Source organism: Micromonospora sp. LH3U1 (genome assembly GCF_028475105.1).
In the GTDB taxonomy this organism is placed as follows: Bacteria; Actinomycetota; Actinomycetes; order Mycobacteriales; family Micromonosporaceae; genus Micromonospora.
This window is the reverse complement of the sequence record NZ_CP116936.1, coordinates 686,907-705,059: the sequence shown is the minus strand read 5'-3', so window position 1 is coordinate 705,059 and position 18,153 is coordinate 686,907. Positions and strand designations below refer to the sequence as shown.

Below are 18,153 nucleotides of genomic sequence, written 5' to 3'. Positions count from 1 at the left end.
GTGCTCCTCGGCGCGGGGGCGTGTACCGACGCCCCTCCGGTGCCTCGGCAGCCCGGCCCGAATCCGGAGTTCCTGATCGGCGAACTGGTTCAGGGGATGTCTCCCGAGGACCGCTACCGCGACCCGGACGCCAGGGAACGCGCAGCGGCCCGGCAGGCGGCGCGCGCCTTGCTCGACGATCGGAGCACCACCGCCGACGTGGATCCGCTCTTCGAGGCGTTGGGCCTGGACACCCACCACGGGGCCGACCCAGCGACCGGCAGGCCGTTCAGCCTCTACCTCGCCACTGGCTCCGACGACCGGGCGTGGGGTGCCGTACTGGTGGACCGCAGCGCGACGCCACGCACGGTGATCGAGGTACCGCATCCGGGGTTTGACATCAACACGGACAAGCTGGGGCTGTCGCTGCACCGCCAGGTGCCCGCCAGCGTACTTCTCATCGCCGGTGCCCATCGGGAGGCCGGGAACGGCGATGCCGACGTGGCGCACAACAACAAATCCCTGTTCCACGCCCTCGCGGTCGAGTTCGCCGAGAACGGCCTCGACCAGGTCCAACTGCACGGCTTCGCCGACCGGAACCTGCCGTCCTCTGATGCCGTGGTGTCGACCGGCTCGGCCCCGGTGCGCCCGGTCGCCCGACGGATCGCCAGCGGCCTCTCGGAGGCCGGCCTGAAGGTCTGCCAGGCGTGGGTCAACCGGTGCGGTCAACTGGAGGGGAAGCGCAACGAACAGGGCCTCGCCACCGCCGAGCTGGAGAGCGCCTTCGTGCACCTGGAGCTGAGCTGGTCCATCCGGCAGGACGGGGAGGCTAGGGACCGGGTGGCGGCCGCGCTGGCGGAGCAGCTCACCTCGGTCTGACCCCGCCGGCCGCGTCAGATTCGGCGGGCGGTCCGCCAGCGCAGCGCCCAGTAGCCCGTACCGTCCAGGATGGACTCGCCGCCGAGGTCGCCCATGGTCGGCCCGTTGGCGGTGGTACGGCTGGAGACGAACCGGTGGTGCCCCCGGTCGTCCACGCCGAGGTACATGCCGGAGTGCTCGATGTTGGCGCCCTGCACCGGGCCGGCGTTGAAGAAGAGCAGGTCACCGGGGAGCAGCCGGTCGAGTTCCCGCGCCCGCTTGCCGGTGTTCGGCATCAGCAGAGCGCCCGGTCCCACGGCGGCCATCGCGAACGCGCGGCGGGGCAGACCCGGGCCGGCGGTGTTGGTGCCGCGCAGGGGGTAGCCGAGCCGGTAGCCGTAGACCATCCGCAGGAAGCCCGAGCAGTCCAGGCTCCGGATGTGCGACGCGGAGGGCTTTTCCTTCTTGTCGGGGAACGTCCACGGCAATCCGAGGTAGTCGTAGAAGTCCGAGTTCTCCGCGCGCCCGTCCGGGTCCTTGTCCGACAGCGGCCCGAAGGCCGCATCGCCGGAGTACTGACGACCCTCGGAGTCCTTCTTCGACTGCGCCACGTACGTGTACTCCCGTGCCACCGCCAGCACATCCGGTGAACGGTCCTTGCGGGCCTTCGCCAGCCAGTCGACGAACCACTTCTCCTTCTCCGCGCCCGCCCGCCACTCCTTCGGGGCGAGCCGCACCCAGAGATCGGCTTCCACCTTCGCCTTCGTGAACCGTGGCTCGGCGAAGGTGCGTCGTGGGCCGGCAATGTGCACCGTGCGGGCACCATCGGTCATGATCGCGACCGTCTGACCCTCCGCATCGAGCATCTGGGTCCGGTCCGGGCTGGTCAACCGGCGGTAACTGTTGCCGGCGGTCGTGCTGACCAAGGCTTGCTCGCCCAGACTGAGCTCGACCGGCTCGGGGGCGGCGTGGCGAATGGCCACGTAAGTGAAGGTGCTGCCACCCGCCAGAAGTGTGAAGGCGGCGACGGTCATCAGCATCGCCTGGGTACGGGAATAGGTTCGGTAGTTCATGCCGATCCTTCGTAGATGGACCTCAGTCAGGTGACCGGCACGAAGCCGGCCACGACGCCGCTGAAAGCTACGCCGTAGGTGATGGCGGTGACCATCAGAGTGGCCAGTACGGTGGCCTTCGGCGGCTGCCGCACGAGTTGGTACGCGATCAGCCCCGGTGCCACGAAGCCCAGGGTCTGGTGCGCGAAGAGCAGCGGCAGGTCACGCTGGACGATCACAAAAAGCGTCAGCTGGAGGAAGACGCTGAGCAGCACGATCGCGGCGAAGAGGCGCTTGCCGTAGAGGATCACCATCCGCTGCATCAGCTGGGTGAGGCCGTAGGTGACGACGGTCATCACGACGATCACCCCGGCCTGCAACGGGTCCTCGATCAGTGCCAGCGCGATCCAACCAGGTGTGATCATGCCGCCGGGCGACAGGTTGGTGGTCAGGTAGCAGAGCAGCGCGAAGACCAGGCCGATGCCGAGGCAGGCGGTAGCGAGCTGTGCACTCAGTTCTCCTCCGAACGTCACCGACGGCTCCAATCCAGGAAGACGGTCTTGCCGTCCACTTCGAAACCGGGCGACGTCTGCGTCCGGAGCATCGACTCGCCGCGGGCGCCGTCCTGCGGCTCCCAGCTCGGCAGCGCGGCCAGTTCGTGCAACAGCACCTCGCCCTGTCCGTGGATGTTGCCAACGGCCACCACGGACGCGTTCTCCCCCGCCGCAGCCATGACTTCGGCGAGCAGCCGCTCCGGCGGGAGCTTGCCTCCCAGGTCGACAACCCGGTTCTGCAGCTCCGCAGGCACGTTGACCCGGGCGCTGCGGGTCATCTCACCGATCAGCACGACGCTCTGGGGCTGCACCCGACCGGCGAGCGTACCCATCTGTCCATTCCGCTCCATCCGGTCTGGCCGGCAGTTGATCACCATTGACAACGGCCGGCCGATCAGCTGCTGCTTCTCAAGCTGTTCGATGTTCATGTACGTCGACTCCGGGTCGTTGGCCGCGAAGATGTTGGCGAACCGGACCCGCTGGCTGCCGTGCAGGACCCGGGCGACCGACAGCACCCCGGGATCGGGCGGCGCCGACCACATACCCGTCAGCGCGCTGCGCCGGTCAACCCCGAGCTCAGCGGCGACGGCGAGCGCGATGGCCACATTTTCCTTGAACGTGATCCACCCAAAGCCGGCCATCTCCTGATCCGTCACCGACTCCGGGTCCACCGCAATCAGCCGGCAGTTCCGCTTGGCGGCCTCCTGCTCCAGGATCGACAGCCTGTCCTTCTCGGCGGTTATACAGATGCCGCCCTCGGGCATCGACCTGCTCAGCGACCGCGCGACGTCGTCGAGGGTGGGGCCCATCTCGGCGAGGTGGTCCTCCCGGACGTTGCACAACACCCCGAGGTTCGACCGGATCAGTTTGCTCTGGTTGATCTCCTGAAGCGCCGGCATCACCGCCATGCACTCGATCACCAGGGAATCCGGGTGGTAGACGGCGGCCCGCCGGACGATGCCGATCTGCTCAACGACGTTGGCGATCCCGAACTTGCGGTGCACCGGTTCCTCGCTGGCGTCGGGAAAGATGAACCGGGCGGCGGTGCCGGTGGTCTTCGCCACCACCACCTTCCCGCCGCCGCGCAGCGCGCCGGCACAGAGCCGGGTGATTGAGCTCTTGCCCCGGATCCCGTTGACCAGCACCCGGTGCGGGATGGTGTTGAGGTTGCGGTAGTGGTTGCGCTGCTCGATCACCCCCGCCACCACGAGCGCGAGGCAGCAGAGGCTGTAGACGGTGTAGAGGTAGAACATGTCAGCCCTTCGTCGCCCGGCTATGAGCCCCCGCAGTTCGCCGGACACGCGGCAGAACCGTGGTGCGGTCGGTTCCGGCACCGCGCAGGCGCAGCGCCCCGCCGAACCGAACGGACCCGGTGTGGCGAACCTGGCGGCAGATCTCCGTGCACATCGCGATCGCGCCGATGTCGTCATGGCGTTGCGGCGGCACCGGCAGGTCGAGCTTCCCCTCGCTCATCCGGTCGGAGAAGGACGCGAGACGCCGCAGCGGCCGGACGAAGATGTAGAGCTGCCAGACGTGCGTGAGCAGGATGATGCCCAGCACCGCGCCTGCCAGCAACAGCGTCCAGCGCCGCTCGACCGACGCCGGCAGGCGCAGGGCCGCGACGTCCTGTTCGACCACGACGGCCCACTCGAGGTGCGCGACCGTCGTCGGCGTGGTCAGACCAGTGCCGGCGATCAGCGCGGGCTTTCCGTCCGCGGTGGTCGACCGGCCGGAGGTCGTGCCCGGCAAGACCTCGACGGCGACGTCCCGCGCCAGGTCGCCCTGTAGCGGTTGGAAGACCTGGAAGCCCTCGGAGTCCAGGATCGTGCGCAGCTCCGCGTCGACGACCCGGACCCGACCGTCCACCCGGCGGACCAGACCGAGGAGGCGGTCGGGGTCGAACTCCCCGATCACCGCGTGGCCGTCGTCGAGCTGGTTGACGGCGTACACCACCGGCAGCCGGTCCACCGCGTCGTCGAGGTGGACGCCCACCTCGCCTGGTACCGGCTCGACGGTACGTAGCGGTTCCCGGCCGGCCCCGGTCACCAACTTTCCGTCCCGATCCACCAGGTAGAGCGCCCGGAACCGGCGCTCATCGCCAAGTTCCCGGTCGAGAATCCGCCTGGTTTTCGCCACGTCTCGCACGTCGACCGCCAGGGAGACACGGGTGGCCGTCGCCAGCCCGTCGTTGAGCAGGTTGCCGAGGGCGCTGCTGGCCTCCTCGGCCCGGCTCTCCTCGTCCCGTACCAGCTGGAGGGGGACCGTCGGTTCGGCGGCCAGGAACGCGACAGTCGTGGCCGCCGCCGGCCAGAGCAGTGCGACCACGACGGCGACGGTCAGTCCTTGGAGCACAGTCGGCCGCCACCGATTGGCTGACGGGAATTGATCGCCGGAGGTCAGCGCCAGCGCCCGCGCGATCCGGTGGGCCTCGCGGATCCGCATCGGAGCGCGGTGCGGCGTCTGGGCTCCGCAGGCATCGGCCCTGGCCTGGCTGAGCAGTGCCCGCACCGGGCGGACCAACGACTTGCGCATGAGCACGAAGCTGGCCAGGGAGGTGGCCAGCAGGCTGGCCCCGAGCAGGATCCCGCCGACACCCGAGGTCCCCTCGCTGACCTCCGTTTTGAGCAGGGAGACGACCACGAGCCCGGTGTTGCCGACCGGCGCGGACGAGACCAGCAGCCGGCGATCCGCCCACTCCTTGACCACGATTTCACGGCTCTGTCGCGAGTCGGCCCCGGACAACCCCTCGAAGACCCTCGGCAGGTGAGTGGGGTCGACCGTGTTCGCTCCCTGCATGAGGCTGCTGCGGCCGTCGGCCGTGAGCATGTGGACGCCGTGTCCCGCGTCCGGGTTCAGCCGCAGGTTGCGCATGGTGACGGGCCGCGTCGCCAGGACGACCCGCGTGCCGTCCAGAACGGTGGGATACACCAGTAGCGGGCCGTCCGCCGTGGTGACCGCGAAGACATGATCGGTCGGAAGCACCGGTGGCAGCAGGTCCATGGGCGGCGCTGCACCCTTGACGGCCAGGGTCTGCCGGGACGTCGTCTCCACGACCGCCGCGCCGCTGGTCCCGGTGCCGTCGCCGACCACCCGAGCCAGCAGTTCCGCGTCGGTCGCGTTCCCCCGCGCCGACACCAAGCGCTCCAGTTCAGCCATGGTGCGGCCGGCGTCGAGCTGCAGGCCGCTGGCCAGCTTCGTCACGACGTCGCGCTGCGAGTCGACCACGGCCGGCAGCACACCGCGCTGCTCGTTGAGCGCGAAGCCCAGGACGGCCACGGCGACCACGAACATCGTGGTCCAGAGGAAGACCAGGGACGGCGCGCTCGTCCCGGCCGGGAACGCCGCCGCCGGCAACTGCTGATCCAAGGCCCGCAGCCGCCAGGCCACCAGTTGTCTCTGATCTTCGACGGACCCCGCATCGAAGTCCCGCAAGGCGAGCGGCGCCGACCTGCCTGACATGAACGACAACCTTCCCCGGTGCAGCCCCGCCAGATCTCGCGGCGACCGCCTGACCTGTCGACCGGCAGGCGGTCGCCGCGAGATGCTAGCAAAGAGTTTGATGGATGGCGGCCGGCGATATTCGGCCGCCGCTGGCGGGACGCCGTCGGCTAGCGAGGCGGGGCGATCCCGCGCACCACGAGGCCCGCCGAGTCCGCCGCCCTGGTCAGCAGGTTTCCCTGGATCCGCTCGACGGCCGCCTCGTAGATCCTGCGCCGACCGGGAGAGAGTGTCGGATCAGCCAACCGCTGCTCAAGATCCACCAAGCGGATCTCCGGATTCAGGTCAACGAAGGTCGGAAGCGCCTCAACAGCCACCACCTTCCACCTCTTCGTCTCCGGTGCCGGGCCGAAGGTGAATCGGACCATCGCGCCGTCCCGGTTCACGTTCAGCGGCTCGGCGTGCCGGGCGATCTGATTGCCCATGCCGTAGACGATCCAGGTGTCGCCGATCCGCTCAATCGGCTGCACGACGTGCGCGTGGTGCCCGAAGACAACGTCCACGTCCTCGATGGCGGCGACCTGGCGCGCCCAGGTCTGCTGGTCGACGTCGGGCTCGTGCTCGTACTCCGTGCCCCAGTGCAGGCTGACCACGACGATCTCGGCGCCGGCCTTCCGGGACGCTGCGGCATCGCGCCGGACTGCCTCCACGTCGATCAGATTCGCCACCCATTCCTTACCAGCCGGCGGGCGCAGGCCGTTGAAGCTCTTGGTGTAGCTGAGGTGGCCGATCTTCACGTTTTTGGCCTGGTAGATCTTGGGAACGTCGGACTCTCGCTTCGTCCGGTAGGTGCCGGTGTGCCCGAGGCCTGCCTGGTCGAGCTCGTCGAGAGTCCGCTTGATGCCGTCCTGCCCCTGGTCGATGCTGTGGTTCGACGCGGTCGAGCAGCCGTCGTATCCGGCGCTCTTGATGGCCTGCACCACCTCGCGGGGGACGCTGAATTTGGGGAAGCCGATGTAGGGGCCTCCCGGCGGGGCGAGCGGAGTTTCCAGGTGGCACAGGGCCAGGTCGGCACCGCTGACGGCCTGACGCACCGGAGCCAGCATCGGCTCGAAATCCAGCTGACCACCGCCGTCCCGCCGGGCCTGGTCCCACAGCTCGGGGTGAACGAGGATGTCGCCCGCACCGAGCACGGAAACGGTACGGCCGTCGACCTTCACGGGAGCGCCCACCGGACGGGGGACACCACCCGACGGGTGCGCTCCCGCAGACCAGGGCCCGAGGGCATAGATGGCGCCCAACGCGGCCACCACAACGGTCACACTGCTGACAACCGCCCGCACCGGGCCCGAGAGCCCACGCCCACCCGAGTGAGAATTGCTCGCCACCGCGCCAGGCTAGTACGTTCGCAAGGGCCCTTGGCCGCCGGAGCCACACTTGCGCCCTTTCCATGGCCGTGACACCCGGCTGTCGTGGCCCGGCCACGGAAGCGAGCTGACTCCTCAGTCACCCGCGGGCCCAGAGCCAACTGGCTCCGGGCCCGGTTTCTGCCACGCTCAGGGGCTGGTGCAGGTGACGTTGCTGGGTGGGGTGGCGCCGTTGCCAGTGGCGGTGAACCCGAACGTGGTCGAGGCGTTCGGGTTCACTGTGCCGTTGTAGGCAGCGTTCTTGACGGTGACGTTACCGGTGGTGCCCGTGTTGGTTCCGCTCCAGAGGCTGCTGATGGCCTGGCCACTCGCCAGGGTCAGTCCCACGGTCCAGCCAGTGAGTGCCGTAGTGGTGTTGTTGGCTACGGTCACCTCACCCTGGAAGCCGCCGGGCCAGCTGTTGATCGCCCGGTAGGTGGCGGCGCAGGTGCCCGGCTCACCGGTGGGCGGCGGAGTGGTCGGCGGCGGAGTCGTGGGGGGCGGGGTGGTCGGCGGTGGGGTGGTCGGCGGCGGGGTCGTGGGGGGCGGGGTGGACTCGAACTGACTGAAGAACCGCCAGATCTCACCGGACGTCCACGTCCGGGAGTCGTTGGGGCTCGAAGACCCGTCGACCGGGCTGGGGGTGTGGTCACCATCGAACGCCGCCCACTGCACCGGGTACCCGGCTCGGCATCCCGAGTAGGCGGTGGTGATGTGGGTGAGGCTGCCCCGGCTCGGCTCGCGCGGGCTCTGCGCGGTGCAGCCGTTGTTCCTGACGAACGTGTCGCGGATCTGCCGACCCTGGGAGATGTTCAGCACGCTGTCGTAGATGCCGTGGATGCCGAAGTAGGCGACCGGCTGGGTGCCGCCGTTACATCCGCTGAGGTTCGCCCCGGACAGGACGGTGACCGCGCGGATGACGGTGGGCCGGGCGCACGCCACCGCGTAGCTCATTGCTCCGCCATAGCTCCAGCCCAGGGCGAAGCGCTGGGTCGTGTCGACGCAAAGGTCGTTCTCGATCTGCCCGGAGATGTCGTCGAAGAGCGTCAGGTCCCGGCCGTTGGTGTTGGCCCAACCGGCGTTGAGGCCCTGGGGCGCGACGAAGATGGTGCTGTTGTTCGACAGCGGTTGGAGCCCGTAGTAGCCGGCCGAGGTGACGTTGTTGGCCGAGCCGTTCAACCAGTGGAATCCGAAGATCAGTCGGTAGGGGTGATTCCGGTCGTACCCGTCCGGGATCCGCAGGTTGTAGGTGCGACTCTGTCCGCTGCTCTGGATCGTGCGCGTCCCGCTGGTCAGGGTGGGGGCCTTGCCGCAGCCGGCGGTCGCCGCGAGGGTGCCGTTTGTCGCCGCCACCGCCGCTCCGCGGAAGCTGCCACTCAGCGCGCCGCCGGTGGCCGCGAGGAGAACCGCCGCCGCTGCGATGGTCGGTAATAGATGCCTACGTTTCAGCATTGCTTGACTCCTTGCCGTGGGCGTCTCGTGCCGGTGGTACTGCGTCGTCGATCGCGCTCGGTCCATCGGACCGAGGGACGGGTCGCACCGGACTGCCTGCGGCGGGGTGTCAGGAGCAGGGCATGGGGCCGGGGCGGAGTCGTCCGGCGACCATCTGGGGTCGCCTGGCGTCGACGGAGTGGCCCGGACTGGTCACCGACCGGGAAGGCGGCGCCAGGAACGCGCCCTTGGCATGCCTTCGCCGGCTGGCTGAGGTGACCTGGAGCGTGCCCTTCGCTCCCGCGCCAAAGATAGCATGTTATCGATAACACGCCGATCCAGATCGGCCCTTCAGGAGGGCTTGGCAGCAGCCGGCGGAGCCGCCCACTCGGCAGCGAACGCGTCCGGGTCACCGGTGCGAAACAGCGGCGGCTCGTGCAGCAGGAAGTCGCGGTGGCTGATGTTCCAGGCGTACGCCCCGGCCATGGCGAAGGCCAGCACGTCACCCACGCCGATCGGCCCGGCGCTGGCCGACCGGGACAGTACGTCCTTCGGGGTGCAGAGCTGCCCGACCACGGTGACCGGTCCTCCGTCGGTGCGCGGGCCGTCGAGGCCGCGCCGCCGGTGCACGCGGAACGGCTGTGCGTGCCCCTTCGCCGCCGGTGTGCGCAGGTGGTGGGTGCCGCCGGCCACCACGACGAACCACTCGCCGTAGGAGCGCTTCACGTCGATGACCTCGGTGAGGTACGCCCCGCAGTAGGCGGTGACCGACCGGCCCGGCTCGATGCGCAGCCGCACGCCCGGGTACGCGTCGAGGACGTCCGCCAGTGCCCGGCCGTAGCCCGTCCAGTCGAATCGTGCCGCCGGGTCGGTGTAGTCGACGGCCATGCCTCCGCCGACATCGACCTCGACGGCACCGATCTCGGCGACTGCCCAGCGGACCACGGCATCGGCGACCGTGGCGGCGAGTGGGGCGTCCAGTCCGCTGGCCAGGTGGGCGTGGATTCCACGTACGTCGATGCCGGCGGGCGGGCGGCGGGCGCACTCGATCGCGTCGGCCGGGTCCATGCCGAACGGGCTGGGTCCGCCGCCCATGACCAGGCTCGCCCCGGGCGCGTCGACCGGCAGGTTCACGCGCAGCAGCACCTGGGCCGGCGCACCGGAGGCTGCGGCCAGCGCGCCGAGTCGCCGAAGCTCGGCGGGCGATTCGACGTGGATGCGGTGCACCCCGGCGGCGAGGGCGGCGGCGAGGTCCTCGTCGGTCTTGCCCGGCCCGGCGTACGCGGCCGGAGCATGCCCCGGCAGAACCTCGGCCAGCCTCCGCAGCTCGCCACGGCTGGCCGCCTCGAACCCGTCGACGACCGGGGCGAGGGTACGCAGCACGCCGGGATCCGGGTTGGCCTTGACCGCGTAGAGCAGCTCGACCTGCCGGGGCAACGCCGCCCGGATGGCTCGGGCGTGCGCGGTCAGCGCGTCGAGGTCGTGGACGTACACGGGTCGCGTCACCGTGGCCCGCCCATCGGGTTGGGCACCGGCACGAACGGTGCTGCCCGGTCCGCGTCACGCCGCCAGCGGACCAGGAGGTTCGCCTTGGCCACCAGGGGCTCGCCGTTCAGCAGCGCGCGCAACTCGGGCGGGTCGTCGAGGTCGGCGGCCACCGCCTCGATGACGGCCCTCAGCTCCTGCCACAGCCGCTGCTCGATGCCCGGTCGCGCGTCGGCAAGGGCCCCGCAGATGCCACCGAGGTTGTTGACGAACAGGCAGTAGACGATCCGGCGGCGGGCGTCGTGGGGGCCGTAGCGGACCTGCGCTGGGACACCGTCCGGCCAGGTGGTCCACCGATCGGTGTCGAGCTTCACCCCTTCCAGATCGCGTAACAGCAGTCGTACCGGGCGGCGGTCGCGGTCGAGCACGACGACCACGTTCTGCAGGTGCGCCTCGTGTACGACGCCGTGGCTGAGCCAACAGCGCAGCACCGCCGGCACCAGCAACCCGACGTACGCACGCCACCAGGCCACCGGATCCGCTGTGACCAGTGGTGCGGCGGCCAGCGCCGCCGCCAGGATCGGGGTGTCACCGGGACGCAGGTGCGGGCGGAGCCCGCTGCGCAGGATCGTCCCGTACGCCTCGTCCGGGCCGGGAACGTCGACCGTGCGGTAGGCGGGCTCGGCGAGCAGCCCGACCCCGTCCGGCATCGGCACCCGGGCCAGCAGGTCGGTCAGGGCCACCGCGCCGGTGAGTTCGTACCGGGCGTTCTTGCGGAGGCAGTTGGTGATCCGTACGTGCAGACTGGTCTTGACGAACAGGTCGGCGTCCGGTGCGTAGAGGGTGCGGACGCTCGCCGTCGGCCGTACCGGCACACCGGCCTCCCCCAGGTCGCGCAGCCTCGGGTGCGTCGGTGGGATGAGCGACAGCTGCCAGGGATGCACCGGCAGGACGCGGTGACCGTGCGGGGGGCGCGGCGGGTCGAGGGCGGCCACGAGCGGATCGAACGGCCCGTCGCCGGCGATCAGATCGTCCGGTACGGCGAGCCAGTGCAGCCGGAACGACGTGCGCAGCTCCGGCGCGTACGCCCGCCAGCTGTCCGGGTCACCGCTGCGCCACTTCGGAGTGGGGTGGTGCGGGTGGCCGAACACCAGGGACTGTTCGGAGTCGACGTACGCGTCGATGGCGGGCTCGCCGGTGGGGGTCGGATCCTCGGCCGGCCGGTCGGCCAGCAGCCGGGCCACGGTGTCCCGGCTGGCCCGGACCTGCTCGATGAACTCGTCGTTCGCGAGGCCGGTACGGGTGGTGAGTTCCGCCGCGACAAGACAGGCCAGCCCGTCCGCGTCCAGGTCATCCCACCGTCCGTCGTCGGTCATCCGCTGCACGGGGCCGGCGTAGCGGTGCGCACAGAGCGGGGAGGCTCGCGTGACGACACAGCGCACGGTGACGCCGAGGTGCCGCAGCAGCAGCCGTGCGGCGCCGTCGACCACGGTCGGGGTGCCGTCCGGCAGGGCGAGTTCCCGGATCAGGCAGCCGAAGATGGCGTGGGCGGCGGCCAGGTCGGCGAGCTGGCCGGTGTCGGTGGCCGGCCGGGAGCACACCTGCGCGCTCGTCATCGTGTCTCCCGGAGGTAGTTCGGGCCGGTACGCAGGTAGTACTTGTTGATGTCGGCGCAGCCCAGCCGCTGTTTGGGTAGCAGGGTGCCGGCGGTGAGCATCGCCTTGATGGGCAGGTGGGCGGCCCGCAGGACCCGCTCGGTGAAGGTTCGTACCGCCGGTCCGTCGCCCCAACGGTCCCGGGCGGCGGCGAGCCGGGGCGCCAGCGCTTCGGCGGGTGACGGCACGGGCAGCCCTCGGGCGGCCAGGGCGACCAGGGGTGCGGCGGCGGCCAGGTGCAGGGTGATGGTGATGAACACGTCGGCCAGTTCCTGTGGATCGCGTGCCCACATCCGGTCGTCGTCGAGGGCGAGCCCGCCCGGGCCACCGTGGCGCGTGTCGAGTCGGGCGCCGTCGTTGTCCTTGTAGAGCAGGCCGACCGTACCGTCGGGGTGCACCAGCAGGTGGATGTTCTGCGGGTGCGCCTCGAGGGCGATCCCGTGGCGCAGCCAGAGGAAGACGTGCCAGTCGAGCAGCAGGTCCAGGTAGGACTCCAGCAGCGCTTCGGGCCGCTCGGGGCTGATCCGTTCGAGGACGGTGCCCGCGACCGGGTCGGCCGCGGCGAGGGCGGCGACCGGCACCACGTGGACGCCAGCCAGGTCGCGGGGGAATCGGCGCAGCAGGAAGCTGCGCCGCTCGTCGCCGTCGACGTGCGCCCAGGTGCTCTCGTCAGCGTGCCGGATCCGACCGGCGAAGGCGGGTTCCGCACTGGCGATCCGGTCGAGCAGCCCGGCGACGGCCGCCCCGTCGGCGAGCGAACCCGGGTGCAACGTACGGCGGTTGCGGGCGCCGAGGCTCGCGGTCGGCAGCGGCAGCTTGAGGTGCACGTACGGGTCGTCGTCGAGCGCCACCGTCCGCATGGAGAGGGTGGGCCGCGCGGTGAGCACCGGCAGGTCCGTCACCGGTAGCGCGTCGCGTGCCGCGGTGATCGGATGCACCGGGAGCAACAGCTGATCCGGTCGCTGTGCGCGGGGCCACCAGGCCGGAAGTTCGCCCGCGAGCCGGACGTTCTCGGCGGAGGCGGTGTACCACCGCAGCGTGAGACGCGGGGCGTGCTCCGGGGCGTACCGGAGCAGTTCGTCGTCACTGAGACCGTGCCGGCACCGGTCGGTGGGGTAGACCGGATGGCCGTGGTGGGCGGCGAGCACGTCGTCCAGGAGCGCCGCCGGAAGACCGGTCGGGGTGATCGCACGTTCGGCGGCCACCTCGGCGAACACCCGTGGCTGGTTTCGGGCTGCGAGCCGCCGGGCGCGGAGGTCGGCGCGGCACTCGGCGCCGAAGTCCCGCCAACCAGCCTCGGCCTCGGCGTTGCCGTGCGGGGTGAGCAGTGTCAACAGCCCTTCCAGGGTGTCCGTACGGTGGGTGCCGTCGTTGTCGAGCAGCAGCACCATCGGCGCGGCGCTGCGCAGGGCCTGCTGGAGGCCGTCCACCCGAACCGGGATGCGCAGCAGGCCGGCGTGATGCGGCACCTGCCACCAGTCGGGCCCGTCGGATTGGCCGGCGCTGAGCAGACCGAGGTGATCCTCGCGCAGCAGGGCGTCGAGCACCCGGGCGAACACCTCCCGCTCGCAGTCGTCGCTCACTCGACGATGGTCCACTGGAGGCCGCTGCGGAAGGCTGCCAGCGACTGCCGGACGATGCCCTGGTCGGGGCCGACCGCGTGCAGCACGGCGAGGTAGTCGCGGTTCGTCCCGGTGTGGTCGGCGGTGTGGCCCAGCGCACGCAACGGATGGCAACCCAGCCGGACATCGCCGTGGACGGTGTCCAGCCGGCCCGGTGCGGCGGCGAGCCGCCCTGACCGGTCCGCGCAGACGTAATCGACCTGGGCATACCTGTCCACGGTGGCGGGCAGGGCGAGGGCGGCCAACGGCTCGCCGAGGTGCAGCCGGATGACGTACTCGAACAACGGCACGCCGAGCAGTTCGGCGAGGATCAGGTCCATCCGGTCGCCGATGAGGCGATAGTTCACCTCGATCAGGCGGACCCTGCCGTCGGAGATGACGTACTCGGTGTGGCAGGCGCCGAAGCCGACCCCGAGCGCGTCGAGCCGGGCCCGCAACTGGGTGCTCGCCTGCTCGGTCGGGGGTGACCAGGCGAGGCTCTCCTCGGTGAAGGTCGGTGGCGGGCCGAGGCCGGTGCGCCACCCGCCCAGGGAGGCCAGCGCCGTGCCGTCGCCGAGGGTTTCGAAGGTCCGCAACTCCCCGGCGAGATACTCCTCGACCACCAGGGCCACGTCCGGTCGCCGGCCGCGGATCTCGGTGACCCGGGCGACCAGTTCGGGATGATCGGTCACCAGGTACGCGTCCTCGCTGGCCACCCCCTCGCGGGGCTTCACCACCGCCGGGAACATCCCGACCGGCACCTCCGGTGCGACACCGGGGTCGAGGGTGATGGTGCGTACCAGATCGAGCCCCGCAGCCGCGATCGCCCGGCGGGCCGCGGCCTTGTCCTTGCAGAGACGGGCGGCGTCGGGGTCCTTGCCGGGCAGGCCGAGCTTGCGTGCGGCGATCGCGGTGGCCTCCTGGAGATGGTCGCTGTTGGACAGTAGCGCCACCGGTCGGGTTGGTGCCGTCGCCGCGACCACCGCAGCCGCGTCCCGGACCGCGCACCGCACCACCGGCGCGTCCGCCGGCCATTCCGCGGGTCGGTCGGTCAGCACGGTGGTCGAGAGCCCGAGCGCCGCCGCCGCTGGGAGAAACCCTTCCAGGACGGCGTCGGTGGGGTTGAGCGCGGTCAGGTACAGCCGCATACCGACTCCCTCGACTACGACGATTGTCGTGTTTAGGGTAGCCTATCCTAATTAAACGGGTGTGAGGCGGTCTGCCCGATGCAGCAGCCCGGCGGCGACCAAGCCGCCGATCAGCACCGCAGCGGCACCCACCAGCTGCCCGGTCTCCAGCGCCGAGGCGAAGGCGACCGTGACGACCTCCCGATCGGCCCCCTCACCGGCGGCGGCGAGGGCCGCGGGAAACGATCCGGCACCGGCCAGGGCCGCCGGCAGCAGGGCGGCGAACCGGGCGTTCAGCACCGCACCCAGCACCGCGATGCCGAGGCTGCTGCCGACCTCGGTCATGGTGCCGTCGACACCCGCGCCCGCGCCTGCCTTCTCCGCCGGGATCGCGCTCATCACAGCCTCGACGATGGCCGGGTTCGCCAACGCGCAACCGACACCCATGACGAGCAGCCCACCCAGCAGCACCCCGTACCCGTCGGACGGAAAGACGGTGACCACCGCGAGACCGCCCGCGAGCAACGTCATGCCGACCGCGATGGCGGCCGCCAGGCCGAGCCGGCGGATCACGATGGCGACGACACCGCTGACGTTGAGCAGCACGATGGACAGGGCGAAGGGTGCCATCCGCAGGCCCGCCTCCCAGGCGGGGTAGCCCCGGACGAACTGCAGATGCTGGGTGAGCAGGAACAGCGCACCGGTGGCGCCGAAGGTGATCAGCACGACCCCGGAGATCGCGCCGACGAAGCGCCGGTCCCGGAAGAAGTGCATGTCCAGCATCGGGTGGGAGATCCGCCGCTCCCAACGAACGAAGAACCCGAGCAGGAGTACGCCGACAGCCGCCACACCTAGTACCTCGGCCGACGCCCACCCCCGCTCCGGACCGGAGATGATCGCCCAGACGACCGCGGTCAGGCCGGCGGTGGAGAGCGCCGCGCCCACCACGTCGAGGCGGCCACCGGCCGGGTCGCGGGACTCGGGTATCAGCGCGCGACCGACGAGCAGGCAGACCAGCACGATGGGAACGTTCATCAGGAAGATGGCGCCCCACGGCAGATGCGCGAGGATGGTGCCGCCGATCGGTGGCCCGACGGCGAAGCCCAACGCGCTGGTGGCAGCCCAGATGCCGATCGCCCGGGACCGCTCCGCGGCGTCGAAGACCTGCATCGCAACCGCGAGCGTCGAGGTGACCAGCAGCGCACCACCAACGCCCATCCCGGCCCGGGCAGCGATCAGTTGCCCGCTGGTGCTGGCGAGCCCGGCCGCCAACGAACCGAGCCCGAACAGGACGAGACCGGCGAGCAGCATCCGGCGACGACCGTACCGGTCGGCCGCGCTGCCGGCGGTGAGCAGCAACCCGGACAGCACCAACGCGTACGCGTTGATCATCCATTGCACGTCGGCGGTGCTGGCGCCCAACTCGGTGGTGAGCACCGGCACCGCCACGGTCAGCACGGTGTTGTCCAGCACCACGACGAGCTGCGCGACGCACAGCACGGCCAGGATGAGCCACCGCTGCGGCAGCCGCGCCGATGTCGTGGTGTCGGTGGCCGGCCGAACCGTCGTCACGCCACAGCCTTGACCCCGCCCACCGACGGCTGCACTGCCGCCGGGTCGGCGACCGGACCGGGCTGGTGCGGGAATCGCCGCTGGTGGGTGAGGCCGAGGGCGACGCCGGCAGCCACCAGCACGATGGCGGCGACCGCGACCGCCGGGTAGCCGACCCGGTCGGCCGCCGCGAGACCGACGGACGCGGCCACGAACGAGCAGACCAGGCCGAACGACGACAGGACGGTGAAGTCGGTGCCGCCCGTGTCGGGTCGCGAGTAGTCCATGTTGACCGTGTAGAGCACGACGTTGGCGATGGTGTAGGCCACCATGAAGCAGCAGAGCGCGGCGACCGTTCCGCCCAGCGGCGCACGGCCGTTCATCAGCGGCAGCAACAGCAGCGTCGACACCGTGAGGGCCACGCCGCCAACCACGAGCACACCACTGCGCCCGAACCGTCCGATCCCGAGCCCAGCGACGAGACCCGCCACGATGGCCGGGGCGCTGATGACCACCCCCGTGACCACGCCGATCCGGCCCAACGACCACCCCGCGTCGACCAGGGCAGGCGTCACCAGGGCGTACGCCATGCCCGCGCCGACGTAGACCAGCGGCACCACACCGAACGTCCACCACCGGCAGCCCGGCTGGCCGAACACCGACAGCAGCGCCCGGTAGGCCGTGCCGACCCGCTCCACCCGATCGGTACGGGGCGGCTCCCGGAACCGCCACACCACCACCAGGCCGACCGCCGTCATCGCGGCCAGCAGGCCGATCGCCGGCGCCCAGCCGAACTGGTCGTAGACCAGGACGCAGGCACCGCCGCCGAGCAGGTTGCCGAGGTAGCTCGCGGCTACCTGAATGCCGTTGCCGGTCCCCCGGGCAGACTCGGCGAGCATCCGGACGGCGACGGCGTCCACGGCGATGTCCTGGGTTGCGGAGAAGAAGACATACGCGGCGCAGATCGCGATGATCGGGCCGAGCGCGTCGGCCGGGCGGGAGAACGGCAGCAGCGCCAACAGGGCGAGCACCAGGGCGGTCTGGAGCACGAGCAACCAGGATCGGTAGTGGCCGCGGTGCCGCGAGCCGTACCGGTCGAGGATCGGCGCCCAGAGGAACTTGATGGGCCAGATCAGGCCGACGATCTGCAACAGCGCCAGAGTGTCCAGCGAGGTGCCGCCGTCACGCAGGATGGCGGTCAACCCGACGGTGATGAAGCCGACGCCGAGGTACTGGGTGACGTACAGAGCGGTCAGGGTGCCGAGCCGGCCCTTCATGCCGCTTTCCAGTAGCCGAGGGAGGTCAGCCGGTCCTTGTCGACGCCCAGAGTCCGTCGGATGTGCCGGGTGATGCCACGGGTGGTGGCCGCCTCGCAGGCCACCCAGTAGTGACCCGCGCCGCTGGCCGGCAGTGCGGCGCAGACCGTGTCGACGAGATGTTGGCCCGCGTCGCGCCGAGGCACCCAGGTGACGTCGTGGTGCGCCCGGGCCCGAGGTACGAGAGCCTTCTCGCCCTCGTGGGCGTACTCCAGCCAGACCGTCGCCGGGATGTCGGCGCTGGCGTCGAGCAGGCTGTTCACCGCGGGCAGGGACGCCGCGTCGCCGACGAGGTAGAGGTGCTCGGGAGCGGGGTCGGGCAGTTCGAACGCGCTGCCCTGCACGGTCGCGACGATGGTGTCGCCGACCTGGGCCGTGGTGGCCCAGCGGGCGGCGCGGCCGTCGTGGATGGCGAATTCGAGGGTGAACCGGCCGGTGGACGGATCGGGGTCCACCAGCGTGTACGCGCGTTGGTGTGCCCGGCCGTCGTTGTCGAACCACAGCCGGATCCACATCGTGGGGTGCACGCCGCACGCCTCCAGCAGGCCACCCCCGTCCAGGAGAAGCCTCTGGTAGTGCCCGTCGATCGATTCGGTGCTCAGCACGGTCAACCGAAAGTCCCGGCCTCCCATGGCCTTGAGGACCAGGGCCTCCCAGTTCCGTTTCACGCACCCCTCCAGGTAAGGTGATCCTTGGTTAG

General features: G+C 70.7%; 14 protein-coding genes. 1 reads left to right on the top strand and 13 read right to left on the bottom strand.

Translation table 11 applies throughout. The features are described 5' to 3' along the window. The first annotated feature begins 39 nt into the window (after positions 1-39). The gene (locus tag PCA76_RS03265; protein ID WP_272615186.1) at positions 40-858 is read left to right on the top strand and encodes a hypothetical protein; all 819 of its coding nucleotides are present in this window, start codon (positions 40-42) and stop codon (positions 856-858) included. 14 nt (positions 859-872) lie between these two features. Here the strand turns inward: PCA76_RS03265 and PCA76_RS03260 are convergent, their stop codons facing one another. The 13 genes from PCA76_RS03260 to PCA76_RS03200 form a co-directional block, all read right to left on the bottom strand. Next, a complete protein-coding gene (locus PCA76_RS03260; RefSeq protein ID WP_272615185.1) occupies positions 873-1,910 on the bottom strand; it encodes an NlpC/P60 family protein in 1,038 nt (345 codons plus the stop codon). A 26-nt stretch (positions 1,911-1,936) separates the two neighbouring features. Further along, a complete protein-coding gene (locus PCA76_RS03255) occupies positions 1,937-2,422 on the bottom strand; it encodes a poly-gamma-glutamate biosynthesis protein PgsC/CapC (protein ID WP_272615184.1) in 486 nt (161 codons plus the stop codon). Further along, the gene (gene pgsB, locus PCA76_RS03250; protein WP_272615183.1) at positions 2,419-3,696 is read right to left on the bottom strand and encodes a poly-gamma-glutamate synthase PgsB; all 1,278 of its coding nucleotides are present in this window, start codon (positions 3,694-3,696) and stop codon (positions 2,419-2,421) included. Before pgsB ends, PCA76_RS03255 begins: the two co-directional genes overlap by 4 nt. Position 3,697: 1 nt before the next feature. Next, positions 3,698-5,902, bottom strand: a complete 2,205-nt coding sequence (locus PCA76_RS03245; RefSeq protein WP_272615182.1) for a HAMP domain-containing protein — start codon at positions 5,900-5,902, stop codon at positions 3,698-3,700. Positions 5,903-6,051: 149 nt separating this feature from the next. Then, entirely contained in the window at positions 6,052-7,113 is a 1,062-nt protein-coding gene (locus tag PCA76_RS03240; RefSeq protein WP_272615181.1) for a CapA family protein, read from the bottom strand. Between the two features lie 324 nt (positions 7,114-7,437). Then, on the bottom strand, positions 7,438-8,739 hold the full coding sequence (locus PCA76_RS03235) for a cellulose binding domain-containing protein (RefSeq protein ID WP_272615179.1): 1,302 nt from the start codon (positions 8,737-8,739) through the stop codon (positions 7,438-7,440). Positions 8,740-9,069: 330 nt separating this feature from the next. After that, a complete protein-coding gene (locus PCA76_RS03230) occupies positions 9,070-10,224 on the bottom strand; it encodes an alanine racemase (protein WP_272615177.1) in 1,155 nt (384 codons plus the stop codon). Beyond that, positions 10,221-11,819, bottom strand: a complete 1,599-nt coding sequence (locus PCA76_RS03225) for an IucA/IucC family protein (RefSeq protein ID WP_272615175.1) — start codon at positions 11,817-11,819, stop codon at positions 10,221-10,223. Before PCA76_RS03225 ends, PCA76_RS03230 begins: the two co-directional genes overlap by 4 nt. Continuing rightward, positions 11,816-13,441, bottom strand: coding sequence for an IucA/IucC family siderophore biosynthesis protein (locus PCA76_RS03220; RefSeq protein ID WP_272615174.1), 1,626 nt, complete (start codon positions 13,439-13,441; stop codon positions 11,816-11,818). The genes PCA76_RS03225 and PCA76_RS03220 overlap by 4 nt, the downstream gene beginning before the upstream one ends. Further along, complete coding sequence (locus tag PCA76_RS03215; RefSeq protein ID WP_272615171.1) at positions 13,438-14,607, bottom strand: ATP-grasp domain-containing protein; 1,170 nt, start codon at positions 14,605-14,607, stop codon at positions 13,438-13,440. Before PCA76_RS03215 ends, PCA76_RS03220 begins: the two co-directional genes overlap by 4 nt. A gap of 51 nt (positions 14,608-14,658) precedes the next feature. Then, entirely contained in the window at positions 14,659-16,158 is a 1,500-nt protein-coding gene (locus PCA76_RS03210) for an MFS transporter (protein WP_272615170.1), read from the bottom strand. Beyond that, on the bottom strand, positions 16,155-17,414 hold the full coding sequence (locus PCA76_RS03205; protein WP_272615169.1) for an MFS transporter: 1,260 nt from the start codon (positions 17,412-17,414) through the stop codon (positions 16,155-16,157). Before PCA76_RS03205 ends, PCA76_RS03210 begins: the two co-directional genes overlap by 4 nt. Continuing rightward, positions 17,411-18,121 carry a siderophore-interacting protein gene (locus tag PCA76_RS03200; RefSeq protein ID WP_272615168.1) on the bottom strand — a complete coding sequence of 237 codons (711 nt, stop codon included), beginning with the start codon at positions 18,119-18,121 and terminating at the stop codon, positions 17,411-17,413. Before PCA76_RS03200 ends, PCA76_RS03205 begins: the two co-directional genes overlap by 4 nt. Positions 18,122-18,153 lie beyond the last annotated feature (32 nt).